Origin of the sequence: Methylobacterium sp. Leaf87 (assembly GCF_001422775.1) — a bacterium.
GTDB lineage: Bacteria > Pseudomonadota > Alphaproteobacteria > Rhizobiales > Beijerinckiaceae > Methylobacterium.
In genome coordinates this window covers 198,694-218,530 of the sequence record NZ_LMMI01000012.1, presented here as the reverse complement: position 1 = coordinate 218,530, position 19,837 = coordinate 198,694, and the positions used below count along the sequence as shown (strand labels likewise).

At 68.7% G+C, this 19,837-nt stretch carries 21 protein-coding genes; 8 read left to right on the top strand and 13 right to left on the bottom strand.

The features are described 5' to 3' along the window. Positions 1 to 191 precede the first annotated feature (191 nt). The 3 genes from meaB to ASF22_RS09030 all read left to right on the top strand — a co-directional run bounded on the left by meaB (position 192) and on the right by ASF22_RS09030 (position 2,297). A complete protein-coding gene (gene meaB / locus ASF22_RS09040) occupies positions 192 to 1,196 on the top strand; it encodes a methylmalonyl Co-A mutase-associated GTPase MeaB (RefSeq protein WP_056166512.1) in 1,005 nt (334 codons plus the stop codon). Continuing rightward, positions 1,193 to 1,873 (top strand): hypothetical protein, encoded by a 681-nt coding sequence (locus ASF22_RS09035; RefSeq protein WP_082483594.1) that lies wholly within the window; start codon positions 1,193 to 1,195, stop codon positions 1,871 to 1,873. The genes meaB and ASF22_RS09035 overlap by 4 nt, the downstream gene beginning before the upstream one ends. 70 nt (positions 1,874 to 1,943) lie before the next feature. Further along, positions 1,944 to 2,297 carry a CsbD family protein gene (locus ASF22_RS09030; protein WP_056166510.1) on the top strand — a complete coding sequence of 118 codons (354 nt, stop codon included), beginning with the start codon at positions 1,944 to 1,946 and terminating at the stop codon, positions 2,295 to 2,297. A 46-nt stretch (positions 2,298 to 2,343) separates the two neighbouring features. On the opposite strand, the gene ASF22_RS09025 is transcribed toward ASF22_RS09030, so the two are convergent. Continuing rightward, positions 2,344 to 3,129 (bottom strand): 3-hydroxybutyrate dehydrogenase, encoded by a 786-nt coding sequence (locus tag ASF22_RS09025; RefSeq protein WP_056263723.1) that lies wholly within the window; start codon positions 3,127 to 3,129, stop codon positions 2,344 to 2,346. Positions 3,130 to 3,282: 153 nt separating this feature from the next. Between ASF22_RS09025 and ASF22_RS09020 the strand changes: the two genes are divergently transcribed. The 3 genes from ASF22_RS09020 to ASF22_RS09010 all read left to right on the top strand — a co-directional run bounded on the left by ASF22_RS09020 (position 3,283) and on the right by ASF22_RS09010 (position 7,894). After that, positions 3,283 to 5,439, top strand: a complete 2,157-nt coding sequence (locus tag ASF22_RS09020) for a protein-disulfide reductase DsbD domain-containing protein (RefSeq protein WP_056263496.1) — start codon at positions 3,283 to 3,285, stop codon at positions 5,437 to 5,439. A gap of 28 nt (positions 5,440 to 5,467) precedes the next feature. Continuing rightward, positions 5,468 to 6,700 carry an MFS transporter gene (locus ASF22_RS09015; RefSeq protein ID WP_056263494.1) on the top strand — a complete coding sequence of 411 codons (1,233 nt, stop codon included), beginning with the start codon at positions 5,468 to 5,470 and terminating at the stop codon, positions 6,698 to 6,700. Between the two features lie 132 nt (positions 6,701 to 6,832). After that, the gene (locus ASF22_RS09010; protein WP_056263492.1) at positions 6,833 to 7,894 is read left to right on the top strand and encodes a nucleotidyltransferase domain-containing protein; all 1,062 of its coding nucleotides are present in this window, start codon (positions 6,833 to 6,835) and stop codon (positions 7,892 to 7,894) included. Positions 7,895 to 7,911: 17 nt separating this feature from the next. Here ASF22_RS09010 and tolB read toward each other — a convergent pair whose 3' ends face one another. From tolB to ruvB, 6 genes are all read right to left on the bottom strand, one after another. Next, positions 7,912 to 9,234 carry a Tol-Pal system beta propeller repeat protein TolB gene (gene tolB, locus ASF22_RS09005; RefSeq protein WP_082483593.1) on the bottom strand — a complete coding sequence of 441 codons (1,323 nt, stop codon included), beginning with the start codon at positions 9,232 to 9,234 and terminating at the stop codon, positions 7,912 to 7,914. Positions 9,235 to 9,363: 129 nt separating this feature from the next. Next, positions 9,364 to 10,752: a cell envelope integrity protein TolA gene (gene tolA / locus ASF22_RS09000; protein WP_244474232.1), complete on the bottom strand. Its 1,389-nt coding sequence runs from the start codon at positions 10,750 to 10,752 to the stop codon at positions 9,364 to 9,366. A gap of 13 nt (positions 10,753 to 10,765) precedes the next feature. Beyond that, complete coding sequence (locus ASF22_RS08995; RefSeq protein ID WP_056263490.1) at positions 10,766 to 11,212, bottom strand: biopolymer transporter ExbD; 447 nt, start codon at positions 11,210 to 11,212, stop codon at positions 10,766 to 10,768. Between the two features lie 24 nt (positions 11,213 to 11,236). Beyond that, on the bottom strand, positions 11,237 to 11,953 hold the full coding sequence (tolQ, locus tag ASF22_RS08990; protein WP_056089202.1) for a protein TolQ: 717 nt from the start codon (positions 11,951 to 11,953) through the stop codon (positions 11,237 to 11,239). Between the two features lie 190 nt (positions 11,954 to 12,143). Then, positions 12,144 to 12,587: a tol-pal system-associated acyl-CoA thioesterase gene (gene ybgC, locus ASF22_RS08985; protein WP_056166494.1), complete on the bottom strand. Its 444-nt coding sequence runs from the start codon at positions 12,585 to 12,587 to the stop codon at positions 12,144 to 12,146. Positions 12,588 to 12,625: 38 nt separating this feature from the next. Next, positions 12,626 to 13,711, bottom strand: coding sequence for a Holliday junction branch migration DNA helicase RuvB (ruvB, locus tag ASF22_RS08980; RefSeq protein WP_200918674.1), 1,086 nt, complete (start codon positions 13,709 to 13,711; stop codon positions 12,626 to 12,628). 125 nt (positions 13,712 to 13,836) lie between these two features. Here ruvB and ASF22_RS08975 point away from each other — a divergent pair, with 125 nt between their 5' ends. After that, positions 13,837 to 14,421 carry a Uma2 family endonuclease gene (locus ASF22_RS08975; protein WP_056263488.1) on the top strand — a complete coding sequence of 195 codons (585 nt, stop codon included), beginning with the start codon at positions 13,837 to 13,839 and terminating at the stop codon, positions 14,419 to 14,421. A gap of 41 nt (positions 14,422 to 14,462) precedes the next feature. Here the strand turns inward: ASF22_RS08975 and bfr are convergent, their stop codons facing one another. From bfr to ruvA, 3 genes are all read right to left on the bottom strand, one after another. Beyond that, positions 14,463 to 14,960 carry a bacterioferritin gene (gene bfr / locus ASF22_RS08970; protein WP_056166488.1) on the bottom strand — a complete coding sequence of 166 codons (498 nt, stop codon included), beginning with the start codon at positions 14,958 to 14,960 and terminating at the stop codon, positions 14,463 to 14,465. Between the two features lie 62 nt (positions 14,961 to 15,022). Beyond that, the gene (locus tag ASF22_RS08965) at positions 15,023 to 15,292 is read right to left on the bottom strand and encodes a (2Fe-2S)-binding protein (protein WP_056089217.1); all 270 of its coding nucleotides are present in this window, start codon (positions 15,290 to 15,292) and stop codon (positions 15,023 to 15,025) included. Between the two features lie 239 nt (positions 15,293 to 15,531). Next, positions 15,532 to 16,149, bottom strand: coding sequence for a Holliday junction branch migration protein RuvA (ruvA, locus tag ASF22_RS08960; RefSeq protein WP_056263486.1), 618 nt, complete (start codon positions 16,147 to 16,149; stop codon positions 15,532 to 15,534). Between the two features lie 74 nt (positions 16,150 to 16,223). Between ruvA and ASF22_RS08955 the strand changes: the two genes are divergently transcribed. Continuing rightward, positions 16,224 to 16,889, top strand: a complete 666-nt coding sequence (locus tag ASF22_RS08955; protein ID WP_082478748.1) for a YceI family protein — start codon at positions 16,224 to 16,226, stop codon at positions 16,887 to 16,889. Positions 16,890 to 16,928: 39 nt separating this feature from the next. On the opposite strand, the gene ASF22_RS08950 is transcribed toward ASF22_RS08955, so the two are convergent. From ASF22_RS08950 to ASF22_RS08940, 3 genes are all read right to left on the bottom strand, one after another. Further along, complete coding sequence (locus ASF22_RS08950; RefSeq protein ID WP_056263484.1) at positions 16,929 to 17,504, bottom strand: PilZ domain-containing protein; 576 nt, start codon at positions 17,502 to 17,504, stop codon at positions 16,929 to 16,931. Positions 17,505 to 17,660: 156 nt separating this feature from the next. Further along, complete coding sequence (gene ruvC / locus ASF22_RS08945; protein ID WP_056263481.1) at positions 17,661 to 18,230, bottom strand: crossover junction endodeoxyribonuclease RuvC; 570 nt, start codon at positions 18,228 to 18,230, stop codon at positions 17,661 to 17,663. Positions 18,231 to 18,433: 203 nt separating this feature from the next. Beyond that, positions 18,434 to 19,474, bottom strand: a complete 1,041-nt coding sequence (locus ASF22_RS08940) for a glutamine synthetase beta-grasp domain-containing protein (protein ID WP_056166474.1) — start codon at positions 19,472 to 19,474, stop codon at positions 18,434 to 18,436. Positions 19,475 to 19,837 lie beyond the last annotated feature (363 nt).

The following is a 19,837-nucleotide window of genomic DNA, read 5'->3' as shown; positions in this document are numbered from 1 at the left end:
TGCTAACCTGTCGCGGACGATCGTGACCATGGCGCGGCGCGAACGTGGCCGTGGGCCGTGTGGATTGCGGGCATAGGCGCGCCTGTGGCCCCAGTCCCACACCGAACATCGGCGCGGACAAAGGCGGGCGCGTCGCGCAATAGGCAGCACGCCCCCTCGACGAATGCCGGTCGGCCCGGCAAGAAGTGGGCATGGCCCTCTCCTCATCCCCGCCGCCCGCCCTCGACATCGACGCCCTGCGCAATCGGTTGCTGGCCGGCGACCGGGCTGCCCTCGCCCGCGCCATCACCCTGGCGGAATCGAAGCGCGCCGACCATCGCGCCGTGGCGCGGGACCTCATCGCTGCGGTGCTGCCCCAGACCGGCCGCGCGATCCGGGTCGGGATCACGGGAGTGCCGGGGGTGGGCAAGTCGACGACCATCGACGCGCTGGGCGCCAATCTCACGGCCGCCGGCCACAAGGTGGCGGTGCTGGCCGTCGATCCGTCCTCGACGCGCACGGGCGGCTCGATCCTCGGCGACAAGACCCGCATGGCGCGCCTGGCACTGGATCCCAACGCCTTCATCCGCCCCTCCCCCTCGTCGGGAACCCTCGGGGGCGTCGCGGCCAAGACCCGCGAGACCATGCTGCTCTGCGAGGCGGCGGGGTTCGACGTGATCCTGGTCGAGACCGTGGGCGTCGGCCAGTCGGAGACGGCGGTGGCCGATCTCACCGACTTCTTCCTCGTCCTCATGCTGCCGGGCGCCGGCGACGAGTTGCAGGGAATCAAGAAGGGCATCATCGAACTCGCCGACATGATCGCCGTCAACAAGGCCGACGACGGCGAGGGCGAGCGCCGGGCCAGTGCGGCCGCCTCGGAATATCGCGCCGCCCTCCACATCCTCAGCGCCCCGAGTTCGACCTGGACGCCCCCCGTGGTCACCGTCTCGGGCCTCAACAACAAGGGGCTCGACGGGATGTGGGACCGCGTCGTCGACCACCGCAACAAGCTCACGGCTACGGGCGAGATCGCCAAGAAGCGCCGCGCCCAGGACGTGAAGTGGATGTGGGCGCTGGTCCACGAGCGCCTGCACCAGCGCCTCGTCGGGTCCGCCGAAGTCCGCCGTCAGACGGCCGAGGCCGAGGCGGGGGTGTCGCGCGGCGAATCCTCCCCCGCCGCCGGGGCCGAGGCCATCGCCACCCTCATCGGCCTTTGAGCCGGGGCCACCTCCTCGTCACCGGGTTCGGGCCGTTCCCCGGCGTGCCCGTGAACCCGAGCGCCGTGGTGGCGCGCCGCCTCGTCGCCCTCGCCCGCCGCCACGGCCTCGCGGGCGGCGATGTCCGCCTCCTCGTCCTACCCACCACCTATGGGGCCATTCCGACCCATCTGGTTCCCGCCCTCAGGGAGCCACCGGCCGCCGTGCTGATGCTGGGCGTGGCGCGCCGCGCCACGCGGGTCCGGGTCGAGTTTCGGGCGCGAAACCGGGCGAGCCGGCTATTCCCGGACGCATCGGGGGCCCTTGCGCGATGCCTCGCCCTGTTGGCGGACGGACCGTCAGAGCGCCGCGCGCACGTCGCCGCGCAGGCCCTCGTGGCCCTGCGCCGCAACGGCATCCGGGCGATCCCGTCCCATGATGCCGGCCGCTACCTCTGCAACGCCGCGTATTACCGGGCGCTGGCCGAGGACATCCCGGTGCTGTTCGTCCACGTTCCGCCCCTACCGCCGACCGGGCGTCTCGGGTTGCGGCGCGCACCGGCCGTCGAGACCCTGGCGGCCGCCCTGGTGACGGTGGCCCGCGGACTCCTCGCGGGACGGTCGGTTCACCCTGTCGGCGGGAAGCACCGAGAAAATCCGATCGATGCGGTGCCCAATCGGATCTCGGGCGTTCTGTGAACGTCGGATGCGGGCGTGCCACGCCCCGGCGGCATCGAACCCGCATCGAAGCTCAACGAGGAGACGCATCATGGTGGACACGGATCGCATCGTCGGAACCGCCAAGGATCTCGGCGGCCGCGTGCAGGGGGCCGTGGGCGACGCCCTCGGGTCACAGCGCGACTCCGTCGAGGGGCGCTACCGCGAGGCGCAGGGGCGCGCCCAGGACGCCTACGGCCAGGCCAAGGACACCGTGCGCGACGTCGCCGACAACGTCAGCGACTACGCCGGCGACGCCTACGAGCGCATTCAGGATCGTGGTGGCGCCTATTTCCGCGATGGCACCCGGGCCGTCGAGACGCGGGTGGAGGAGAATCCCTTCATCGCGCTCCTGCTCGCGGGCGCCGTCGGCTACGGCCTCGCCCTGCTGCTCCACCGCCGCTGAAGAGTCCAACGCGCCGCCCCACCGGGGCGGCGCGACCCGGAGCGTCCTACTGCGCCGTCCAGCCGCCATCCATGGCGAGGTTGGCGCCCGTCATCTGGCTCGCCGCGTCCGAGCACAGGAACACCGCGAGCGCCGCGACCTGATCGACGGTGACGAATTCCTTGGTCGGCTGGGCCTTGAGCAGCACGTCGTTGATGACCTGCTCCTCGGTCAGCCCGCGCGCCTTCATGGTGTCGGGGATCTGGCTCTCCACCAGGGGGGTCCAGACGTAGCCCGGCGAGATGCAGTTCACCGTGATGCCGTGGGTGGCGAGTTCCAGGCCCGCGCTCTTGGTGAGGCCGGCGATGCCGTGCTTGGCCGCCACGTAGGCCGACTTGAACGGCGAGGCCACGAGGGAATGGGCCGAGGCGGTGTTGATGATCCGCCCCCAGCCCCGCTTCTTCATGCCCGGAATGGCGGCCCGCATGGTGTAGAACGCCGAGGAGAGATTGAGCGCGATGATGAGCTCCCACTTTTCCGGCGGAAAGTCCTCGATGGGCGAGACGTACTGAACGCCGGCGTTGTTGACGAGGATGTCGACGGCCCCGAAGGTCTCCTCCGCGAGGGTGATCAGGCCGGCGATCTCGTCGGGCTTGGTCATGTCGGCGGCCGAGTGGATCGCCCGCACGCCGAACTCGGATTCGATCCCGGCCCGGGCCGTCTCGATGGCCTCCGGCGACCCGAACCCGTTCAGCACCACGTCGGCGCCTTCCCGGGCGAAGCCCCGCGCGATGGCGAGGCCGATGCCGCTCGTGGAGCCGGTCACGATTGCGGTCTTGCTCTTGAGGCTCATGGAGATCTCCCGGATCGCGCAGCGACGCGCGACATTCATCACTGGCAGAATCCTGCCCGATGGGGCGCGGCAAGTCGATGCGCTCGGCCCCGGGCGCGGCGTGCTATAGCGACGGGCGACGCCCCATCGTCACGGGCGACGCACAGGGACGTCATGATCCGGTTCCTCGCCTTGCTGGCGCTCAGCCTGTCCGGCCTCGCCGGCGCGTCCGCCCAGGGGCTCAAGCTCCCGTCCGACCTCGTCACCGCGAGCCTCGTGGCCGAACCCGCCGCGATCCGCCCCGGCGAGCCCTTCACCGTCGGCATCCGCATGGTGATGCGGCCGAACTGGCACGTCTACTGGCGCAACCCCGGGGATTCGGGCCTGCCGCCCGAGGTCGGCTGGTCATTGCCCGCGGGTTTCGCGGCCGGGGCCCTCGACTGGCCGGCACCCCACCGCATCCCCGTCGCCCACCTGATGAACTTCGGCTACGAGGGCGAGACCGTCCTGCTGGCGCAGGTGACGCCGCCCGAGGCCCTGGCGCCGGGCAAGCCCGTCACCCTCAAGGCCCACCTGAGCTACCTCGTCTGCGAACGGGAATGCGTGCCGGGCACGGCGGACCTGCGCCTCGCCCTTCCGGTGGCGCAGGCCGGAACCAGCACCGGCACCAATCCGCAGACCCGCGCGCTGTTCGCGCAGGCCCGCGCCGCCCTGCCAGTGCCGTCGCCCTGGCCGGTGCGGACCGCCGCCACGAAGGATCGCCTGACCCTGACGGTGGAGGCGCCGGGCCTCGCGCCCGATGCCGTTTCGGGGGTGGCGTTCTTTCCCTATGCGGAAACCGCCATCGAGAACGCCGCCGCGCAGGACGTGCAGATCGATTCCGCCGGCCTTCGGCTCTCGCTGGTTCGGGGCAACCCCGACGACGCGGCGCCGCCGGCGACGCTTCCCGGCGTGCTCACCTTCGACGAGGCGACGCCCGGAGGAACCGTCCGGCGCGCCTATGCCGTCGGCGAGGCCCCGGCTCTCGCCGCACCGGCCGCCGACACCATGGCCGCCCCCGTGATGCCGCCGGAGGAGGACGGCCTGACCCTGTGGAGCGCCGTCGGCCTCGCATTCCTGGGCGGACTCGTGCTCAACCTGATGCCGTGCGTGTTCCCAGTCCTGTCCATCAAGATCCTGAGCCTCGTGCGGCATTCGGGGGAATCCCCCGCCCGTGTCCGCCTCCACGGCGTCGCCTACACGGCCGGCGTGCTCGCGGCTTTTCTCGGTCTGGCCGGTCTGCTCATCGGCCTGAAGGGCGCGGGCGCCGGCATCGGCTGGGGCTTCCAGCTGCAATCGCCCGTGGTGGTGGCGGCCCTCGCCTATCTCCTGTTCGGCATGGGTCTGAGCCTGTCCGGGGTCGTTCATCTCGGCGGCGGCATCGCCGGGCTCGGCGACGGCCTGACCCGCCGCGCGGGGTTGCAGGGCTCGTTCTTCACCGGCGTACTGGCCACCGTGGTGGCGACCCCCTGCACGGCGCCCTTCATGGGGTCGGCCGTGGGGTTCGCCCTGACGCAGGCCCCGGCCGTGGGTCTGGCGGTGTTCGCGAGCCTCGGCTTCGGCCTCGCCTTGCCCTTCCTCGTCCTGACCGCATGGCCCGCCGCCCTGCGCGCCCTGCCGCGCCCCGGTGCCTGGATGGATGTTCTGAAGGGCGTCCTGGCTTTCCCGATCTACGCCACGGCCGCGTGGCTGATCTGGGTGCTGGCGCAGCAGGTCGGACCGTCCGGGCTGCTCGCCGCCCTGTTCGGCCTCGTGCTCGTGGGCTTCGCCGCGTGGGTTTGGGAGCGCGGGCACGGCGCCCGCCCGGCCTGGAGCTGGATCGCGCGGGGCACGGCGTTGGCCGCCCTCGCGGGTCTCGCTCTCCTCACCCTGAACCTGTCCCACGACCGCGCCGGCGCGGTCGCGCGCGCGGACGGCACGGAGGCGTTCACCCAGGCGCGGCTCGACGCGCTGCTGGCGGAGGGCCGACCCGTCTTCGTCAACATGACGGCGGCGTGGTGCATCTCGTGTCAGGTCAACGAACGCACGGCCTTGGGGACGCAAGCCGTGCGCGACGCGCTGTCGGCGCGCGGCGTGGTCTACCTCAAGGGCGACTGGACCAATCAGAACCCCGAGATCACCGCGTTCCTCGCCCGTCACGGCCGAAGCGGCGTGCCGCTCTACCTCCTCTATGCGAGCAAGACCGCCCCCGTGGTCCTCCCACAAATCCTGACGGCCGGGACGGTGCTGGACGCCCTCGCGATCCTGCCCGCCCTGCCCCGCAGCGCCGCCCTGGCTCCACAGGAGCGCTGAGCGACCCGACGACGATCCGACGGACCCGATGATCGAACCCTCCGCGCCGCGCTGGAGCGTGTTCCGCAACGGCGACTTTCGCCTGTACGGCGCCGCCCGCTTCCTCACCGGCCTCGCCTTCCAGATGCAGGCCGTCGCGGTGGGCTGGTTCGTCTATGACCTGACCCATTCGGCCCTGGCGCTCGGCCTCGTGGGGCTGGCGAGCTTTCTGCCCGCCATGCTCTCGGCCCTGGTCACGGGGCATGTCGCCGACACCTACGACCGCCGCCTCGTGGCGTCCCTGGCCTACGCCACCCTGGCGGCGGCCGATCTCGGGCTCCTGGCCTTCGCCCATTACGGCACGGGCGCGATCTGGCCGATCTACGCCCTCGTGGTGGTCATCGGCACCGGCCGCGCCTTCGCCAACCCGGCCCTCCAGGCCCTGCTGCCGACCCTGGTGCCGCGCCCCCTGTTCGGTTCGGCCATCGCTTGGAACGCCTCGCTGTGGCAGAGCGCGTCGATCCTCGGGCCGGCACTGGGTGGCCTCCTCTACGTCCTCGGCCCGGCCGTGGTGTTCGGCACGGCCGCGTTCAGCTTCGCCTTCGCGAGCGCCCTCATCGCGGCCATCCGCTTCCGCCCCGCGCCCGTCACCGAACGTCCGCCGGTGACCTGGGCGACCCTGTCGGCCGGCCTCACCTACATCCGCGACCACCCGGTGGTGCTCGGCGCCATCAGCCTCGATCTCGTGGCGGTGCTGCTCGGCGGCGCCACCGCCCTCCTGCCGATCTTCGCCGCCGAGGTGCTGCATGTCGGCCCCCTCGGCCTCGGGGCGCTCCGCAGCATGCCGGCGGCCGGGGCCGTGCTGGTGGCCGTCTATCTCGCCTACCGGCCGCTCCAGCGCCATGCCGGGCTCCGCATGCTCCAGGCCGTCGGGGTGTTCGGCCTCGCCACGATCGGCTTCGGTCTCTCGACTTCTCTTCCCCTGTCCATGGCCTGCCTGTTCGTGACGGGGGCCGCCGACATGATCAGCGTCTATGTCCGCCAGACCTTCGTCCAGGGCGAGACGCCCGACGCCATGCGCGGCCGAGTCTCGGCGGTGAACACCGTCTTCATCGGCGCCTCCAACGAACTCGGCGAGTTCGAATCGGGAACCCTGGCCGCCCTCATCGGTGCCGTCCCGGCGGTGGTGCTCGGCGGCCTCGCGACGCTGCTGGTGGCCGCCGCCTGGGGGCGGATCTTCCCGGCGCTCAAGGCGCGGGACCGGCTGCTGCCGGTGGGGTGAGGCGCCGATTATCCCTCCCGCGTACCATTCTCGTCGGAATATGGATAATCCCTGCAAAATCAGTCGCTTCTCGGCTTGGGTTGCGTCATTATCCCTCTGACGGCAGCAAACGCCTGCTTTAGGGATAATCCGATGTCCCTCAGTGACTTGAATGGCGATCAGGCACGGCAGACCATCGATGTCGACCAAGTGTTCTCCGGCTTCGCGATGGCGCGGGGCGAGTGGGCGCGACGGTACAGGGGCTCGATGTCGTGGAAGACCGTGGGTGGGCGCGACTACCTTTACCGGAAGCGGTACGAGGCCTGGAAATCCCTCGGGCCGCGCACACCCGAGACGGAGGCGATGGCCACCGGGTTCCATGAGGGACGGGCGCAGCTACAGGAGCGGATCGCGGGCCTCACCGCACGTCTCGACGCCATGGCGCCGGTCAATCGCGCCCTGAACCTCGGGCGCCTGCCCGTGATCGCGGCGCGTATCCTTCGCGCCCTGGACCAAGCCGGGCTCATCGGGGCCGGTATCGAGGTCGTGGGGACGAATGCCCTGTTCGCCTACGAACGGCTGGCAGGCGTGCAGATCGCCGGTGCGCATCTCGCGACGGCGGATGTCGATCTCCTGTTCGACGCGCGGCGTTCCCTCCGGCTCCTCGCGCCCGAGGTCTCGGCCACGGGTGTGGTGGGCCTCCTGCGAAAGGTCGATCGCTCGTTCGAGGTCCTGGGGCGGAGCGGGGTCCGGGCGGTCAACCGGGACGGCTACCTCGTCGATCTCATCATGCCGGCGATGAAGGATTGGATGGCCAAGCCACTGCGAAGCCGGATCGGGACCGAGGCGACGGACCTCGAAGCGGTGGAGATCGAGGGGTTGGGCTGGCTTGTGAGCAGTCCAAAGGCCACGGCAACGGTCATCGACGCACGCGGCTACCCCCTGACCATGGTGGTTCCCGACCCACGGGCGTTCGCCCTCCACAAGCTCTGGCTCGCGGGCCGCGAGGACCGCGAGCCACTCAAGCGGCAGCGTGATCAGGCACAGGCGAAACTCATCGCGGGTCTCGTGACCAGCCGCCTCCCGCACCTGCGCTTCGACGATCCGGCCCTGGCCGCCCTGCCGCGCGCCCTGCGCGAGCAGGCCACGCTGCTGACCGCCGCCACGAGACGGGATACGGCCTTGGCGCCGCCCCGCCTCGAGCCGGACTGGTAGCCCTGACTTGCCCGGTCCTACTTGCCCGCCAGCAGCGGCGACCACGTCGGATCGGACGCGTAGGACGGCGTCGGCACCGGTTGCTCCACCTTGCCGGTGATGTCGACCATGTAGAGCTTGCCGCCGCCCTGGCCGCCGGGATCGCGGAAGAACAGCACGTACTGACCGTTGGGCGCGAAGGTCGGGCCCTCGTTGTGGAAGCCTTCCGTGAGCACGCGCTCGCCCGAGCCGTCCGGCTTCATCACGCAGATGGCGAAGCCGCCCTTGCGCTGGCGGGTGAAGGCGATGAGGTCGCCCCGTGGCGACCAAGCCGGCTGCGACGCCGAACCTTCGCCGAACGAGATCCGGGTCGGGTTTCCGCCCGTGGCGCTCATGACGTAGACCTGCTGCGAGCCGCCGCGATCGGATTCGAAGACGATCTGGCTGCCGTCCGGCGAGAAGGTCGGCGAGGTGTCGATGGCGTTGCCGTTGGTGATCGGCGTCTGTGCCTTGGAGCCGAGATCCATCACCACGATGTCGGCGTTGCCACCCTCCTGAACGCTCATGACCAAGCGTCGGCCGTCGGGCGAGAAGCGCGGGCTCGTGCTCATGGAGCCGGCCTTGCCCACCGCCTGGCGGCTGCCGGTTTCGAGGTTGATCACCTGGATGCGCGGCGGCTGGCCCGTCGCCTGGGTCATGAAGGCGATGTCCTGGGTCGCGGGCGAGTAGCGCGGGGCCACCACGGCCGTGTCGCCGTTGGTCAGCGCACGCACGTTGGCGCCGTCCTGATCCATGACCATCAGGCGCTTGCGGCGGTTCTCCTTCGAGCCGGACTCGTCCACGAAGGCGATGCGGCTGTCGAACCAGGGGCCGAGGCCGGTGATCTTGGTGTAGACCGCGTCCGAGATCAGGTGCCCCGTGCGCCGGGCATTGGCGGTGTCGGCGCCGTATTGCTGGCCCGTCATCTGCTGGCCCGAAGTCACGTCCCACAGGCGGAACTCGACCTTGAGCTTGCCCGAGGGATCGCGCGAGACCCGGCCCGTCACCAGGGCCTGCACGCCGGCTGTGCGCCACTTGTCGAAGCCCGGCACCGCATCGAAGCCGGGGCTCTCGGGGAACTTCGCTTTTTCGACGGGCACGAAATACCCGGAGCGGCGCAGATTGTTCGTCACAACGCTGGAGACGAGGAGTCCGAGGCTCGGATCGCCGGAGAAGTCGGTCACCGCGATGGGCATCGGCTGGAACGCGCCGCCGCCGATGCGCAGGTTGAGCTGCGCGCGCGCCGGCCCGGTCAAGCCGAACAGCACGAACGCCAGGGCGGCGAGGAAGGGCGCCAGGCGCGGAAGCGGGATTGAGAGCATGGGGATGTCCGAAGTTCTGGGAGTGTCTGTCCGGGGCGGCGCCGGGACCGCCATGCGCGAGGGCGATGTCGCGCGGGCGGGCTCACGGCACCGAGGAACGGCCCGGATCGGCGGATGGAGGCCGGCGCATCAGACCCGCGAAAACTCGAATTCCGCGTTGATCGCCTTCCAGTCGTTGTAATACGGCGCGTACTGGGCGGGGATCTTGTAGGGCGCACAGCGGCGCACGGCACGCTGGGCCGCTTCGGCAATGGAGCGATCGACGGCGTTGGCACCGCCGCGCATGATCTTGGGTTCCGTCGTCAGGCCGCCGTCCGGGTTCAGGCGGATGTCGAGCATCGGCAGGATCACGCCCTGCGCCGCACCGGGGGGGGCGACGTAGCAACGCTCGATCTGTTGCTGGAGCATGCCGACGAGGGCCTCGCGCAGGGACGGCGACAGGCGCTGCGAATTGCCCGAGGCCGCCCCGAGGGAGGCCGTGCGCTGCACGTCGCGGCCGGTGGCGCCGGTGGATTGCGACGGCGCCTTGGAGGCCAGCAGTTGGCGAATATCGCCGGCGCTGAACTTTTCGGCGAGCTCGGCCTGCTTCTTCGCCTTGGCCTCGGCATCGGCCTTGCCCTTCGCATCCGCCAAGGCTTTGGCTTTCGCCTTGGCGGCGGCCTCCGCTTTGGCCTTCGCGGCCGCGTCCGCCTTGGCCGCTGCCTCGGCTTCAGCCTTCGCCTCGGCGACTTCCTTCTGGTGCTCGGCTTCGGCCTTCTTCGCTTCGGCCTTCGCCTTGGCTTCGGCTTCCGCCTTCTCGGCCTTGGCCTCCGCTTCGGCGCGGGCCTTGGCCTCGGCCTTCCTGGCTTTGGCGGCTTCGGCCTTGGCTGCCTCCGCCTTGGCGGCGGCGGCGGCCTCGGCCTCTTCCTTCTCGATGAGCTGGGCGAGTTGCTCGCGCTTCACGGCGGCCGCCTTCGCCTCCGCCTTGGCGGTCGCGGCGGCTTTCGCTTCGGCGGCGGCTTTCGCCTCCGCCGCAGCCTCGGCTTTGGCGGCGCGAGCGGCTTCGGCCTTGGCCGCTTCCGCCTTCGCGGCCTTCGCCTCCGCAGCCTTGGCTTCGGCAGCCTTGGCTTCTGCCGCCTTGGCTTCTGGCGCCTTGGCTTCTGGCGCCTTGGCCTCTTTGTCGGGGTCGGGCTCGTTGACGCGCAGCGGCATCTCCTCGGCGCTCGCGACCTTCATGTCGGCGGGGCGCTTCGGGGGGGCCGGGGCATCGACCTTGGCGTTCTCGGGCTCGCGTTCCTCGGCCTTGTCCGCCTTGCGGTCGGCCCGCGGCTTGGCGTCCGGCTGGGGCTTGTCGGCGTTGGTCTCGCCCTTGGTGAGCTCGGAATATTGCTGCTCGGTCATCACCTCGACGGGCACGCCCTCCTGCGCATCGGGCAAGGCCGGGGCCGCGACGGTGAGCATCGCCGCCGTCAGCACGGCGACGTGAACCCCCGCCGAGATCCACATGCCCGGTTCGTTGCGCTTGAAGGGAAGCTTCACGACTGCGCGCCCGCTACTTCTGATCGGGCTCGGTGACGAGGGCGACCTTCTTGAAGCCGCCGCCGGTCACGATCGCCATCACCTGGGCGACCCGGCCGTAATCGACCCGCTTGTCGCCGCGCACGAAGACGCGCTCCTCGAAGCCGGACTTCGAGGCCTCGGTGAGCTTGGGGACGATGCTGTCGTCGCCGAGTTCGTCCTCGCCGAGGAACACCTGTCCGGTCTGGCGGATGGAGAGCGTCACCGGCTTGGTGTCGGAGTTGAGCGGGCTCGCCTTGGATTGCGGCAGGTCCAGGGGCACGCCGACCGTCATCATCGGCGCCGCCACCATGAACACGATGAGCAGCACGAGGACGACGTCGATGAACGGCGTCATGTTGATCTCGTTGATGGCGCCCTGGCGCCGGCCGCGCCGCCGCCGTCCGCCCCCGCCCTGTGCCGCGCCGTGGGCCATGCCCATGATCGTCCCTCGGTTCTGCTGGGGTCAGGCGACGAGCGACAGGCGCTCGTCGATCTGGCGGGAAAGGATGGCCGAGAACTCGTCGGCGAAGCCCTCGAGCCGCGACTGCTGCTTCGACACCGTCGATTGCAGCTTGTTGTAGGCGAGCACGGCGGGGATGGCCGCGAACAGCCCGATGGCGGTGGCGAACAGGGCCTCGGCGATGCCGGGCGCCACCACGGCGAGCGAGGTGTTCTTCGACGCAGCGATGGAGGTGAACGCCGTCATGATGCCCCAGACCGTGCCGAACAGGCCGATATACGGGCCGGCCGAGCCGATGGAGGCGAGGAACAGCAGGCGCGATTCGAGACGCTCGACCTCGCGCTGGATGGTGACGTCGAGGACCTTGTCGATGCGCTGGGACAGGCTCTGGATCTGGCGGCCGGAGCCCTCGAACGAGCGCTTCCACTCGCGCATGGCGGCCACGAACAGGGCGCCCTGCCCGACGGCCGGCTTGTCGTTGAACGAGCGGTAGAGCTCCTCGAGGGAACGCCCGGACCAGAACGCCTCCTCGAAGGCATCCATCTCGGCCTTGGTCCGGCGGAACAGCAGGGTCTTGTCGACGATGATCGACCAGCACCAGACTGAGGCGCCCAGCAGACCCACCATCACGACCTTGACCACGAAATGGGCCTGCAGGAACAGGCCCAGCAGGGTCATGTCGGGGGCCGGCATGGCCTGCATGGCATCGGCTGGGTTCATGACACGATCCTTGAAAAACCCCAGGGCGGGACCGCCGCCGGACCGGTGGCCGGTCGTCGCGCGTCAACCGGAACCTTGAGGTATTTCAACGCTCAATGGTCCGCGAATCTGTCGAAAGTAAGGGCCGTGCCGCGCCGTGGTTGCGGTGCGACCGTGCCCTTGCGTCAGACAGTTTAAGCGCCCGTCAGGGTTAAGGATTGGTTGAGGAAGCAGGTCCAGCTGCACGACCGAATGCCGCGCGCAGTCCGTCCGGCAGCCGGATCGCGCGGGCGTCCCGCACGCAGGCCACCACCACTTCGGCCGTGACCAGGAGATCGTCCCCGCGCCGGACCTCCTGGGCCAGATGCATGGAGGCGCCCTTCATGGCGGCGGTCCAGGTCCGCACGTCGAGGAGGTCGTCCATCCGCGCGGGCCGCGCGAAGTCGAGAACCATCCGGCGCACGACGAAGTGCAGGCCGGCGGCATCCCGGTGCAGGTCCGACTGATCGCCCGCCAGAATCCGCAACAGTTCCGTGCGCCCGCGCTCCATGAAGCGCAGATAACTCGCGTGATAGACGAAGCCGGAGAAATCGGTGTCCTCGTAATAGACCCGCACGGGCAGGCGATGGACGCCGGAGAGATCGATTTCGCTCAAGGGGCGGGTCTCCTGTGACGACGCGCGAAGCGGCTCTTTCACGCCTCCGGATCTGCGGGAAACAAGCCGAACTGCGAGCCCGGATCGCGGCGGGGCTCGGGGAAGCCCATGTGGCGGAACGCGTGCGGCGTCAGCATGCGCCCGCGCGGGGTTCGCTGCACGAAACCCTTCTGGATCAGATAGGGCTCGATGATGTCCTCGATGGCGTCGCGCGGCTCGGACAGGGCCGCCGCGATGGTCTCGATGCCCACGGGGCCGCCGTTGAAGGATTTGGCGATCATCGTCAGGTATTTGCGGTCCATGACGTCGAGGCCGGCGGGGTCGACGTCGAGGAGCTGCAGCGCCCTGTCGGCGATGGCCCGCGTCACGGTGGGCGCGTCGGCCACGATGGCGAAGTCGCGCACGCGGCGCAGCAGGCGTCCGGCGATGCGGGGCGTGCCGCGTGCGCGCTTGGCGATCTCGTTGGCGCCCTCCTCCGACATGCCGAGGCCGAGCACGCGGGCCCCGCGCCGGACGATGAGTTCGAGTTCGTCGACATCGTAGAATTCGAGGCGGATCGGGATGCCGAAGCGGTCGCGCAAGGGGGTGGTCAGCAGGCCGGCGCGGGTGGTCGCCCCCACGAGGGTGAACTTCGGCAGTTCGATCTTCACCGAGCGCGCCGCCGGCCCCTCGCCGATGATGAGATCGAGCTGGTAATCCTCCATGGCGGGATAGAGGATCTCCTCCACCGCCGGGTTGAGGCGGTGGATCTCGTCGATGAAGAGCACGTCGCGCTCTTCCAGATTCGTCAGCTGGGCCGCGAGATCCCCCGCCTTGGCGATGACCGGCCCGGAGGTGGAGCGGAAATTCACCCCGAGCTCGCGCGCCACGATCTGCGCCAGGGTGGTCTTGCCCAGGCCCGGCGGGCCGACGAACAGCACGTGATCGAGGGCCGAACCGGTCTTCTTCGCCGATTCGATGAAGACGCTCATGTTGGCGCGCGCCGCGCGCTGGCCGATGAACTCGGCCAGACTCAAGGGGCGGATGGACGATTCGAGATCGTCCTCGCGGCGCTCGGGTGTGAGGAGCGAGTCCGGCAGCGGGTGGAGGGTCGGCGATTTCGGAGATTTGGGAAGCTTGCTCACACGGGCTCTCGGTGGGGCCCGGCGGGGCCTGGCGTCCGGCATCTGTTCTCCCGGCCGATGTCGCACACCGGCGCGGATCGCGCTACATTCGTGGCGTCGGCGGGTGGCCGCCAGGGAAGCGCACGATGGGCAACGCCTTCGCGAACTTCGAGATGATGGGTTTCGACGACTTCGAGGAGTTGCTGGCCGACAAGCCGCGCAACGAGCGCTGGGAGCTGATCGGCGGGCGCGTGGTCCGCATGATGGTCGGCGCACGCTGGGAGCACGGTCGGATCGTGCAGAACATCGCAAGCCACCTTCACCAGGGCTTTCGTGCGAAAGGCTCATCCTGCCAGACGTTTGCCGAGACGTTCTATCTAAAGAGCCGCCCCCTCGACGCCGCGTTGTTGCCTGACGTTCTCGTGGTCTGCGGCGGAATCCAAGCAGGCGCCACTTCGGTCGACAATCCCACGGTGCTGATCGAAGTGCTCTCCCCCGGCACCGAGGCACGCGACCGCCTTGAGAAGTGGCGAATCCACCAGCAGCTTCCGGCTCTGCAGCATTACGTCCTCGTGGCACGCGACCGACCGCACATCGAAGTTTACGACCGGGTCGGCGGGGCCTGGAACGGCTTTCGGGTCATCGATGGACTCGACGCGACGCTCGAACTCTTCGCGATCCAAGCGTCCCTGCCCTTGAGCGAAGCCTATTGGGGTGTTTTTGAGGCTTGAACAGGACCGCGGCGCCCTGGGCGCCGCGGCGTGTCGTCGGATCACTCGGCTTCCGGCGCGATGGCTTCCAGGCCGCCGATGTGCTTCTGCGCGTAGAGCGGCAGGCCGACCTGGGAGATCAGCTCGAGCTGGGTCTCCAAAAAGTCGATATGGCCTTCCTCGTCCTCGGCCAGATCCTCGAACAGGCGCTTCGACACCCGGTCGTTGATCGAATCGCAGTACTTGGCGGCCTCGAGATAGAGGGCGCGCGCCTCGGTCTCGGCGGCGAGATCACACTCGATGATCTCCTGCACGTTCTGGCCGATCCGCAGGGGATCGAGTTCCTGCAGGTTGGGAAAGCCGTCGAGGAACAGGATACGATCGACGAAGCGATCGGCATGCTGCATCTCTTCGATGGATTCCTTGCGCCAGAACTTGGCCAGATCGATGTAGCCCCAGTCGTTGAGCATGCGGAAATGGAGCCAGTACTGACTCACCGCCGTCAGTTCGCTGCGCAGCCCCCGATTGAGGTACTCGACGACCTTCGCATCACCCTTCATCCGCCCATTCTCCCTTGAGGCATATCAGTGCCGGAAGGGAACGTGGCGCCTCGCACAGGCGCTCAGGCGGCGATCCCTTCCTCCGCAGTTTGGAGCTTGACCAAACTACAGCCCGTTGCGCAAGTCGTCGAACACGCATGGCCGGCCTCCTCGAGGGCGGCTTGCAGGGCGTTCTGCATGATCGAGCGGATGGTGCGGGCGCAGCGCCCGCATTTCGGACTGCAGCCGAGGCAGGCCTGGACCTGGGCCGGCGTGCGGGGGCAATCCGGGCCGCGATGGAGGCAGGCACGGACCGCGTTGTCGGACAGGACGTTGCAGGAACAGACGATCATGCGGGACCGAAACTCGCGCTGGGCATCGTGCCGTTGGGGAGGGTGGCGGGAAAATCTCAACCCGGCCACCATGTTGGACGCTACATTAGAATTATTGGAAACTGCTTTGTTTTCAACACCTTAGTACTTGAAGGAAGATCTGGCAATTCCGGCGGCCATCGTCAAGCGGACAATTACGTTGCGCGCCAGCCATCTTTTCACGAGGTTTCGATCCGGCCTCGGGCCTTCGCCACTCCGTCTCAGCGGGCAAGTTCGCGAAGGCCCAATCGAATCAATGTCTTGGCCTCGGCGCCCTCGCCGGCGCCCGCCAGCACGGCCGCGATGGCAGCCGAGGCCTGAACCGGCGCGTAGCCGAGGTTGACCAGGGCCGAGACGGCATCGGCCACGGGCTGGGGTGCGGAGCGGTCCTGAACGGCACCGTTGAGGGGGATGACGGATGGATCGATGGGGGCGAAGGCCGGGGCCTTGTCCTTGAGTTCGGCCACCAGCCGGGCAGCGAGGCGCGGGCCGACGCCGGGCGCGCGGGCCACCGCCGTCTTGTCCCCGAGCGCAATGGCGGAGGCCAGGGCCTCCGGCTCCAGCACGGAGAGCAGGCCCAGCGCCACCTTCGAGCCGACGCCCTGCACGGTCTGGAGCAGGCGGAACCACTCGCGTTCCGGGTCCGAGCGGAATCCGTAGAGGCGGATCATGTCCTCGCGAACATGGGTGTCGATGGCGAGTTGCGCGGCCTCGCCGATGGCGGGCATCCGCTGCAGCGTGCGCGCCGAGCAATGCACCACGTAGCCGACGCCCTGGACATCGAGGATCACGAAATCCTCTCCGTAGGAATCCACGAGGCCCTTCAGCTTGCCGATCATGCGAAGTCTCTTATCAGAGGGGTCGGCGCGATGCCCGGGACAGGGCCGGGCGGCCGGGGAATTGGAGGGGCGACATGAAGCACGGATCCGTCATCATCGCTGTGCGAACGGGCCTGCGCGCCGTCGTGCTGCGCAGTACCACCGTTCTCGTCCTGGCGCTGCCGGGGCTCGCCCATGCGCAGGACCCGGCGCCCCCTTCGCCGACCACCGACCCGACGCAGGTGCGACCGGGGGGCTACAAGCTCGATCCGGCCCACGGCAAGATCACGTGGTCCCTGAGCCATCTCGGCTTCTCGACCTATTACGGCCAAATCACCGACGTGGCGGCCGACGCGAGCCTCGACGCGAAGGCGCCGGAGAAGAGCCGCCTCAGCGTCACGGTGGGAACGCCCAGCATCACCGGCCTCAACGACCGGCTCGACACGCATCTGAAGAGCGCGGACTTCTTCGACACGCAGAAATTTCCGACCGCGACCTTCGTGAGCACGTCCGTGGAGCCCACGAGCCCGACCACGGCGCGGGTCAACGGCACCCTGACCCTGAAGGGCGTCGCCAAGCCGGTCTCGTTCGACGCTACGTTCAACCAGGCCGGGCTTCACCCCGTCGACAAGCTCTACACCGTCGGCTTCGACGGAAGGGCGGTGATCAAGCGCTCGGAGTTCGGCATCACCGCCTACCTGCCGATGGTGGGCGACGAGGTGACCCTGCGCCTCGAAGGCGAGTTCAAGGCCGTGCCCTGAATTTCGGCCGAACCGGGTACCGGACGAGGCCGGCGGGGCTCACAGGGTGATGTGCCGGTCGACGGCCTGGGGCGCGAACGCCCGGTCGAACACCGCACCGATGCCGTGGTCGAAATGGCGGGCGACGCGGGCCGCCGTCCGGCCGATGGTGATGGATGCGCCGATGTCGATCTGCGCATCGAGGGTGAAGGCGACGCCGGATGCCGAGACGTTGAGGAGCTTGGCCGGCAGGACCCGGCCATCGGTGAGCTCGATGGTCACGTCCGTTTCCAGGGGCGTCACGCGGGGATGGACGCGCACGGGGACGGGCGCCTCCTGTTGCTCGGACAGCTGGCGTAATTCGCGCGCGACGCTCGCCATAGCCTGCATTCGCGCGAGAACGCGCACGATGAAGGCCCGATCGCCGATACTCACCACGCGGGTTTCGACGGTGCCGATATGGCGGATGTTGCAGGTCAGTTCTTCGTCGACGAGGGGCTTTGTGGCGGAACGAAAACGAATGCCGTCCGGGGAGACGATATCCGTCACCGCATAGAACTCGGAGCGTCCCCGCCCCCAGCACAGGGCCGGAACGACCACCTTGTGATGATGGGGTTTTGCGTGCTGTTGGCTCATCGATCTCACTTGTGCCGCCCTCGGGCATCGTGGAATCGCGAGTCTTTCGATCGCTCTCGTGGGATAGGAAGAATTGTAGCAACTCTTCCCCAAGCCGGTCTTTTCTCCCCGGAATCACGATTCCCGACGCGATACGAACCGGACGGCGAACGGCGATCAACCCGCCTTGGCCAAGGCCGCGGCGATGCGGGAGGCCGCAAGCGCGCTCATGCCGGGTACGGGGGCATGCCGGCTCTTCAGGGCATGCGAGGCGCGATGGTTGGCGTGGGTGACGGCGATGGCGAGGGCGTCGGCGGCATCCGCGGTCTTGAACTCGGCCTTCGGCATCAGGAACTTCACCATCGCCTGGATCTGGACCTTGTCGGCATGGCCGGCGCCGCAGACCGTCTTCTTCACGAGGTTGGCGGCGTATTCGGACACGGGCAGGCCGGCGAGCGCCGGCACCAGCAGGGCGACGGCGCGGGCATGGCCGAGCTTCAGCGTCGCCTGGGCGTCCTTGTTGACGAAGGTCTCCTCCACGGCGACCTCGTCGGGCGCGAAGCCCCGCACCACACGGGTGATGCCTTCGTGCAGTTCGCGCAAGCGCAGGGCCAGTGGAAGCTCACCGTCCGAGGTCACCACGCCGCAATCGACATAGGCGAGCTTCGTGCCCGTGACGGTGATCACGCCCCAGCCGGTGCGGCGCAGTCCGGGATCGATACCGAGGATGCGGACGGGAGCGGTCATTGCGTCGGAGCCCTGGGGCGCGGAGGGCGCCAGCGTCGAGCGTTAGGCACATACCGTGAACGAGGGGTTTCTCCAAACCCGGTCCGGCCGATCCATCGGCGCACGGCCGGCGCCCCTTCGAACATGGAAACGGCGCGACCCCGGTGAGGGCCGCGCCGTTCTCGGCATGAGGGACGGGAAAGGCGTCCCGGATCGGGCAGGCGTCAGGCGGCGGCGGAAACCCCGGCGGCCGTGGGCACGGAGGCCACGGTCTTCAGGATCTGCGACGCGATCTGGTAGGGGTCCCCCTGGCTGTTGGGACGGCGGTCCTCCAGGTAGCCCTTGTACGCGTTGTTGACGAAGCTGTGCGGCACGCGGATCGAGGCGCCGCGGTCGGCGACGCCGTAGCTGAACTCGTTGATGGCCGCGGTTTCGTGCTTGCCCGTCAGGCGCATGTGGTTGTCGGGGCCGTATACGGCGATGTGGTCGTCGAGGTTGTCCTTGAAGGCGGCCATGAGCGCCTCGAAGTAGGCCTTGCCGCCCACGGTCCGCAGGTGCTCCGTCGAGAAGTTGGCATGCATGCCCGAGCCGTTCCAGTCGGTCGCACCCAGCGGCTTACAATGGTACTCGACGTCGATCTCGTAGCTCTCGCACAGGCGCTGGAGAATGTAGCGGGCGACCCACATCTCGTCGGCGGCCTTCTTGGAGCCCTTGCCGAAGATCTGGAACTCCCACTGGCCCTTGGCCACCTCGGCGTTGATGCCCTCGTGGTTGATGCCGGCGTCGAGGCAAAGGTCGAGGTGTTCCTCGACGATCTTGCGGGCGATGGAGCCGACTTCCTTGTAGCCGACGCCGCAATAGTACGGGCCCTGGGGCGCGGGGTAGCCGGCGGTGGGGAAGCCGAGCGGACGGCCGTCCTTGTAGAAGAAGTACTCCTGCTCGAAGCCGAACCAGGCGCCGTCGTCGTCCAGGATGGTGGCGCGCTTGTTGGAGGCGTGCGGGGTGACGCCGTCGGGCATCATCACTTCGCACATCACCAGGACGCCGTTCTTGCGAGTCGTGTCGGGGAAGTGGCGCACGGGCTTCAGCATGCAGTCGGAGGATCCGCCCTCGGCCTGCATGGTCGAGCTGCCGTCGAAGCCCCACATGGGAAGCTGCTCGAGGGTCGGGAAGCCGTCGAATTCCTTGATCTGCGTTTTGCCGCGCAGGTTGGGGACGGGCGTATAGCCGTCCAGCCAGATGTACTCGAGCTTGTACTTCGTCATCGTGAAGTCTCTCTTCCGTTCGCGGTGCGGACCACCGGCAAGCGCGGACCGTCGGCCGCCCCAGGGAACTGCCGCCCTCGCAAAAGCATTTGCTATGCCAATTCACGTTCGCAGCAACACGAGCGACGTGAAGCCCGCCCCGCCTTTGCTTCTCTCAGGAACGGGCAGCTTCTGCACAAATTTTATTCAGATTGCTAATTTATTCATCATACCGTGTCCATGCCATGTTCTTGGGCAATCATTCGCCAGTAACGCGAGCCGACAGGCCCGCGAAAATCTAGCCCGGACCCGCCGTGAGCTTTGGGCGAACAATATTGCTCGCTGTTTTTGCAATCCTGCCGTTGCGCATATTTCCGGCAAACA

Coding starts and splice junctions, on each gene's coding strand:
- ASF22_RS09030 (WP_056166510.1), top strand. CDS start 1,944: ATGGTGGACACGGATCGCATCGTCGGAACCGCCAAGGATCTCGGCGGC.
- ASF22_RS09010 (WP_056263492.1), top strand. CDS start 6,833: ATGTCCCTCAGTGACTTGAATGGCGATCAGGCACGGCAGACCATCGAT.
- ASF22_RS09025 (WP_056263723.1), bottom strand. CDS start 3,129: ATGAGCCTCAAGAGCAAGACCGCAATCGTGACCGGCTCCACGAGCGGC.
- ruvA (WP_056263486.1), bottom strand. CDS start 16,149: ATGATCGGCAAGCTGAAGGGCCTCGTGGATTCCTACGGAGAGGATTTC.
- ASF22_RS08940 (WP_056166474.1), bottom strand. CDS start 19,474: ATGACGAAGTACAAGCTCGAGTACATCTGGCTGGACGGCTATACGCCC.
- bfr (WP_056166488.1), bottom strand. CDS start 14,960: ATGAAGGGTGATGCGAAGGTCGTCGAGTACCTCAATCGGGGGCTGCGC.
- meaB (WP_056166512.1), top strand. CDS start 192: ATGGCCCTCTCCTCATCCCCGCCGCCCGCCCTCGACATCGACGCCCTG.
- ASF22_RS08955 (WP_082478748.1), top strand. CDS start 16,224: ATGAAGCACGGATCCGTCATCATCGCTGTGCGAACGGGCCTGCGCGCC.
- ASF22_RS08965 (WP_056089217.1), bottom strand. CDS start 15,292: ATGATCGTCTGTTCCTGCAACGTCCTGTCCGACAACGCGGTCCGTGCC.
- ASF22_RS09015 (WP_056263494.1), top strand. CDS start 5,468: ATGATCGAACCCTCCGCGCCGCGCTGGAGCGTGTTCCGCAACGGCGAC.
- ASF22_RS08995 (WP_056263490.1), bottom strand. CDS start 11,212: ATGGGCATGGCCCACGGCGCGGCACAGGGCGGGGGCGGACGGCGGCGG.
- ASF22_RS08950 (WP_056263484.1), bottom strand. CDS start 17,504: ATGAGCCAACAGCACGCAAAACCCCATCATCACAAGGTGGTCGTTCCG.
- tolB (WP_082483593.1), bottom strand. CDS start 9,234: ATGCTCTCAATCCCGCTTCCGCGCCTGGCGCCCTTCCTCGCCGCCCTG.
- ASF22_RS09020 (WP_056263496.1), top strand. CDS start 3,283: ATGATCCGGTTCCTCGCCTTGCTGGCGCTCAGCCTGTCCGGCCTCGCC.
- ASF22_RS08975 (WP_056263488.1), top strand. CDS start 13,837: ATGGGCAACGCCTTCGCGAACTTCGAGATGATGGGTTTCGACGACTTC.
- tolQ (WP_056089202.1), bottom strand. CDS start 11,953: ATGAACCCAGCCGATGCCATGCAGGCCATGCCGGCCCCCGACATGACC.
- ruvC (WP_056263481.1), bottom strand. CDS start 18,230: ATGACCGCTCCCGTCCGCATCCTCGGTATCGATCCCGGACTGCGCCGC.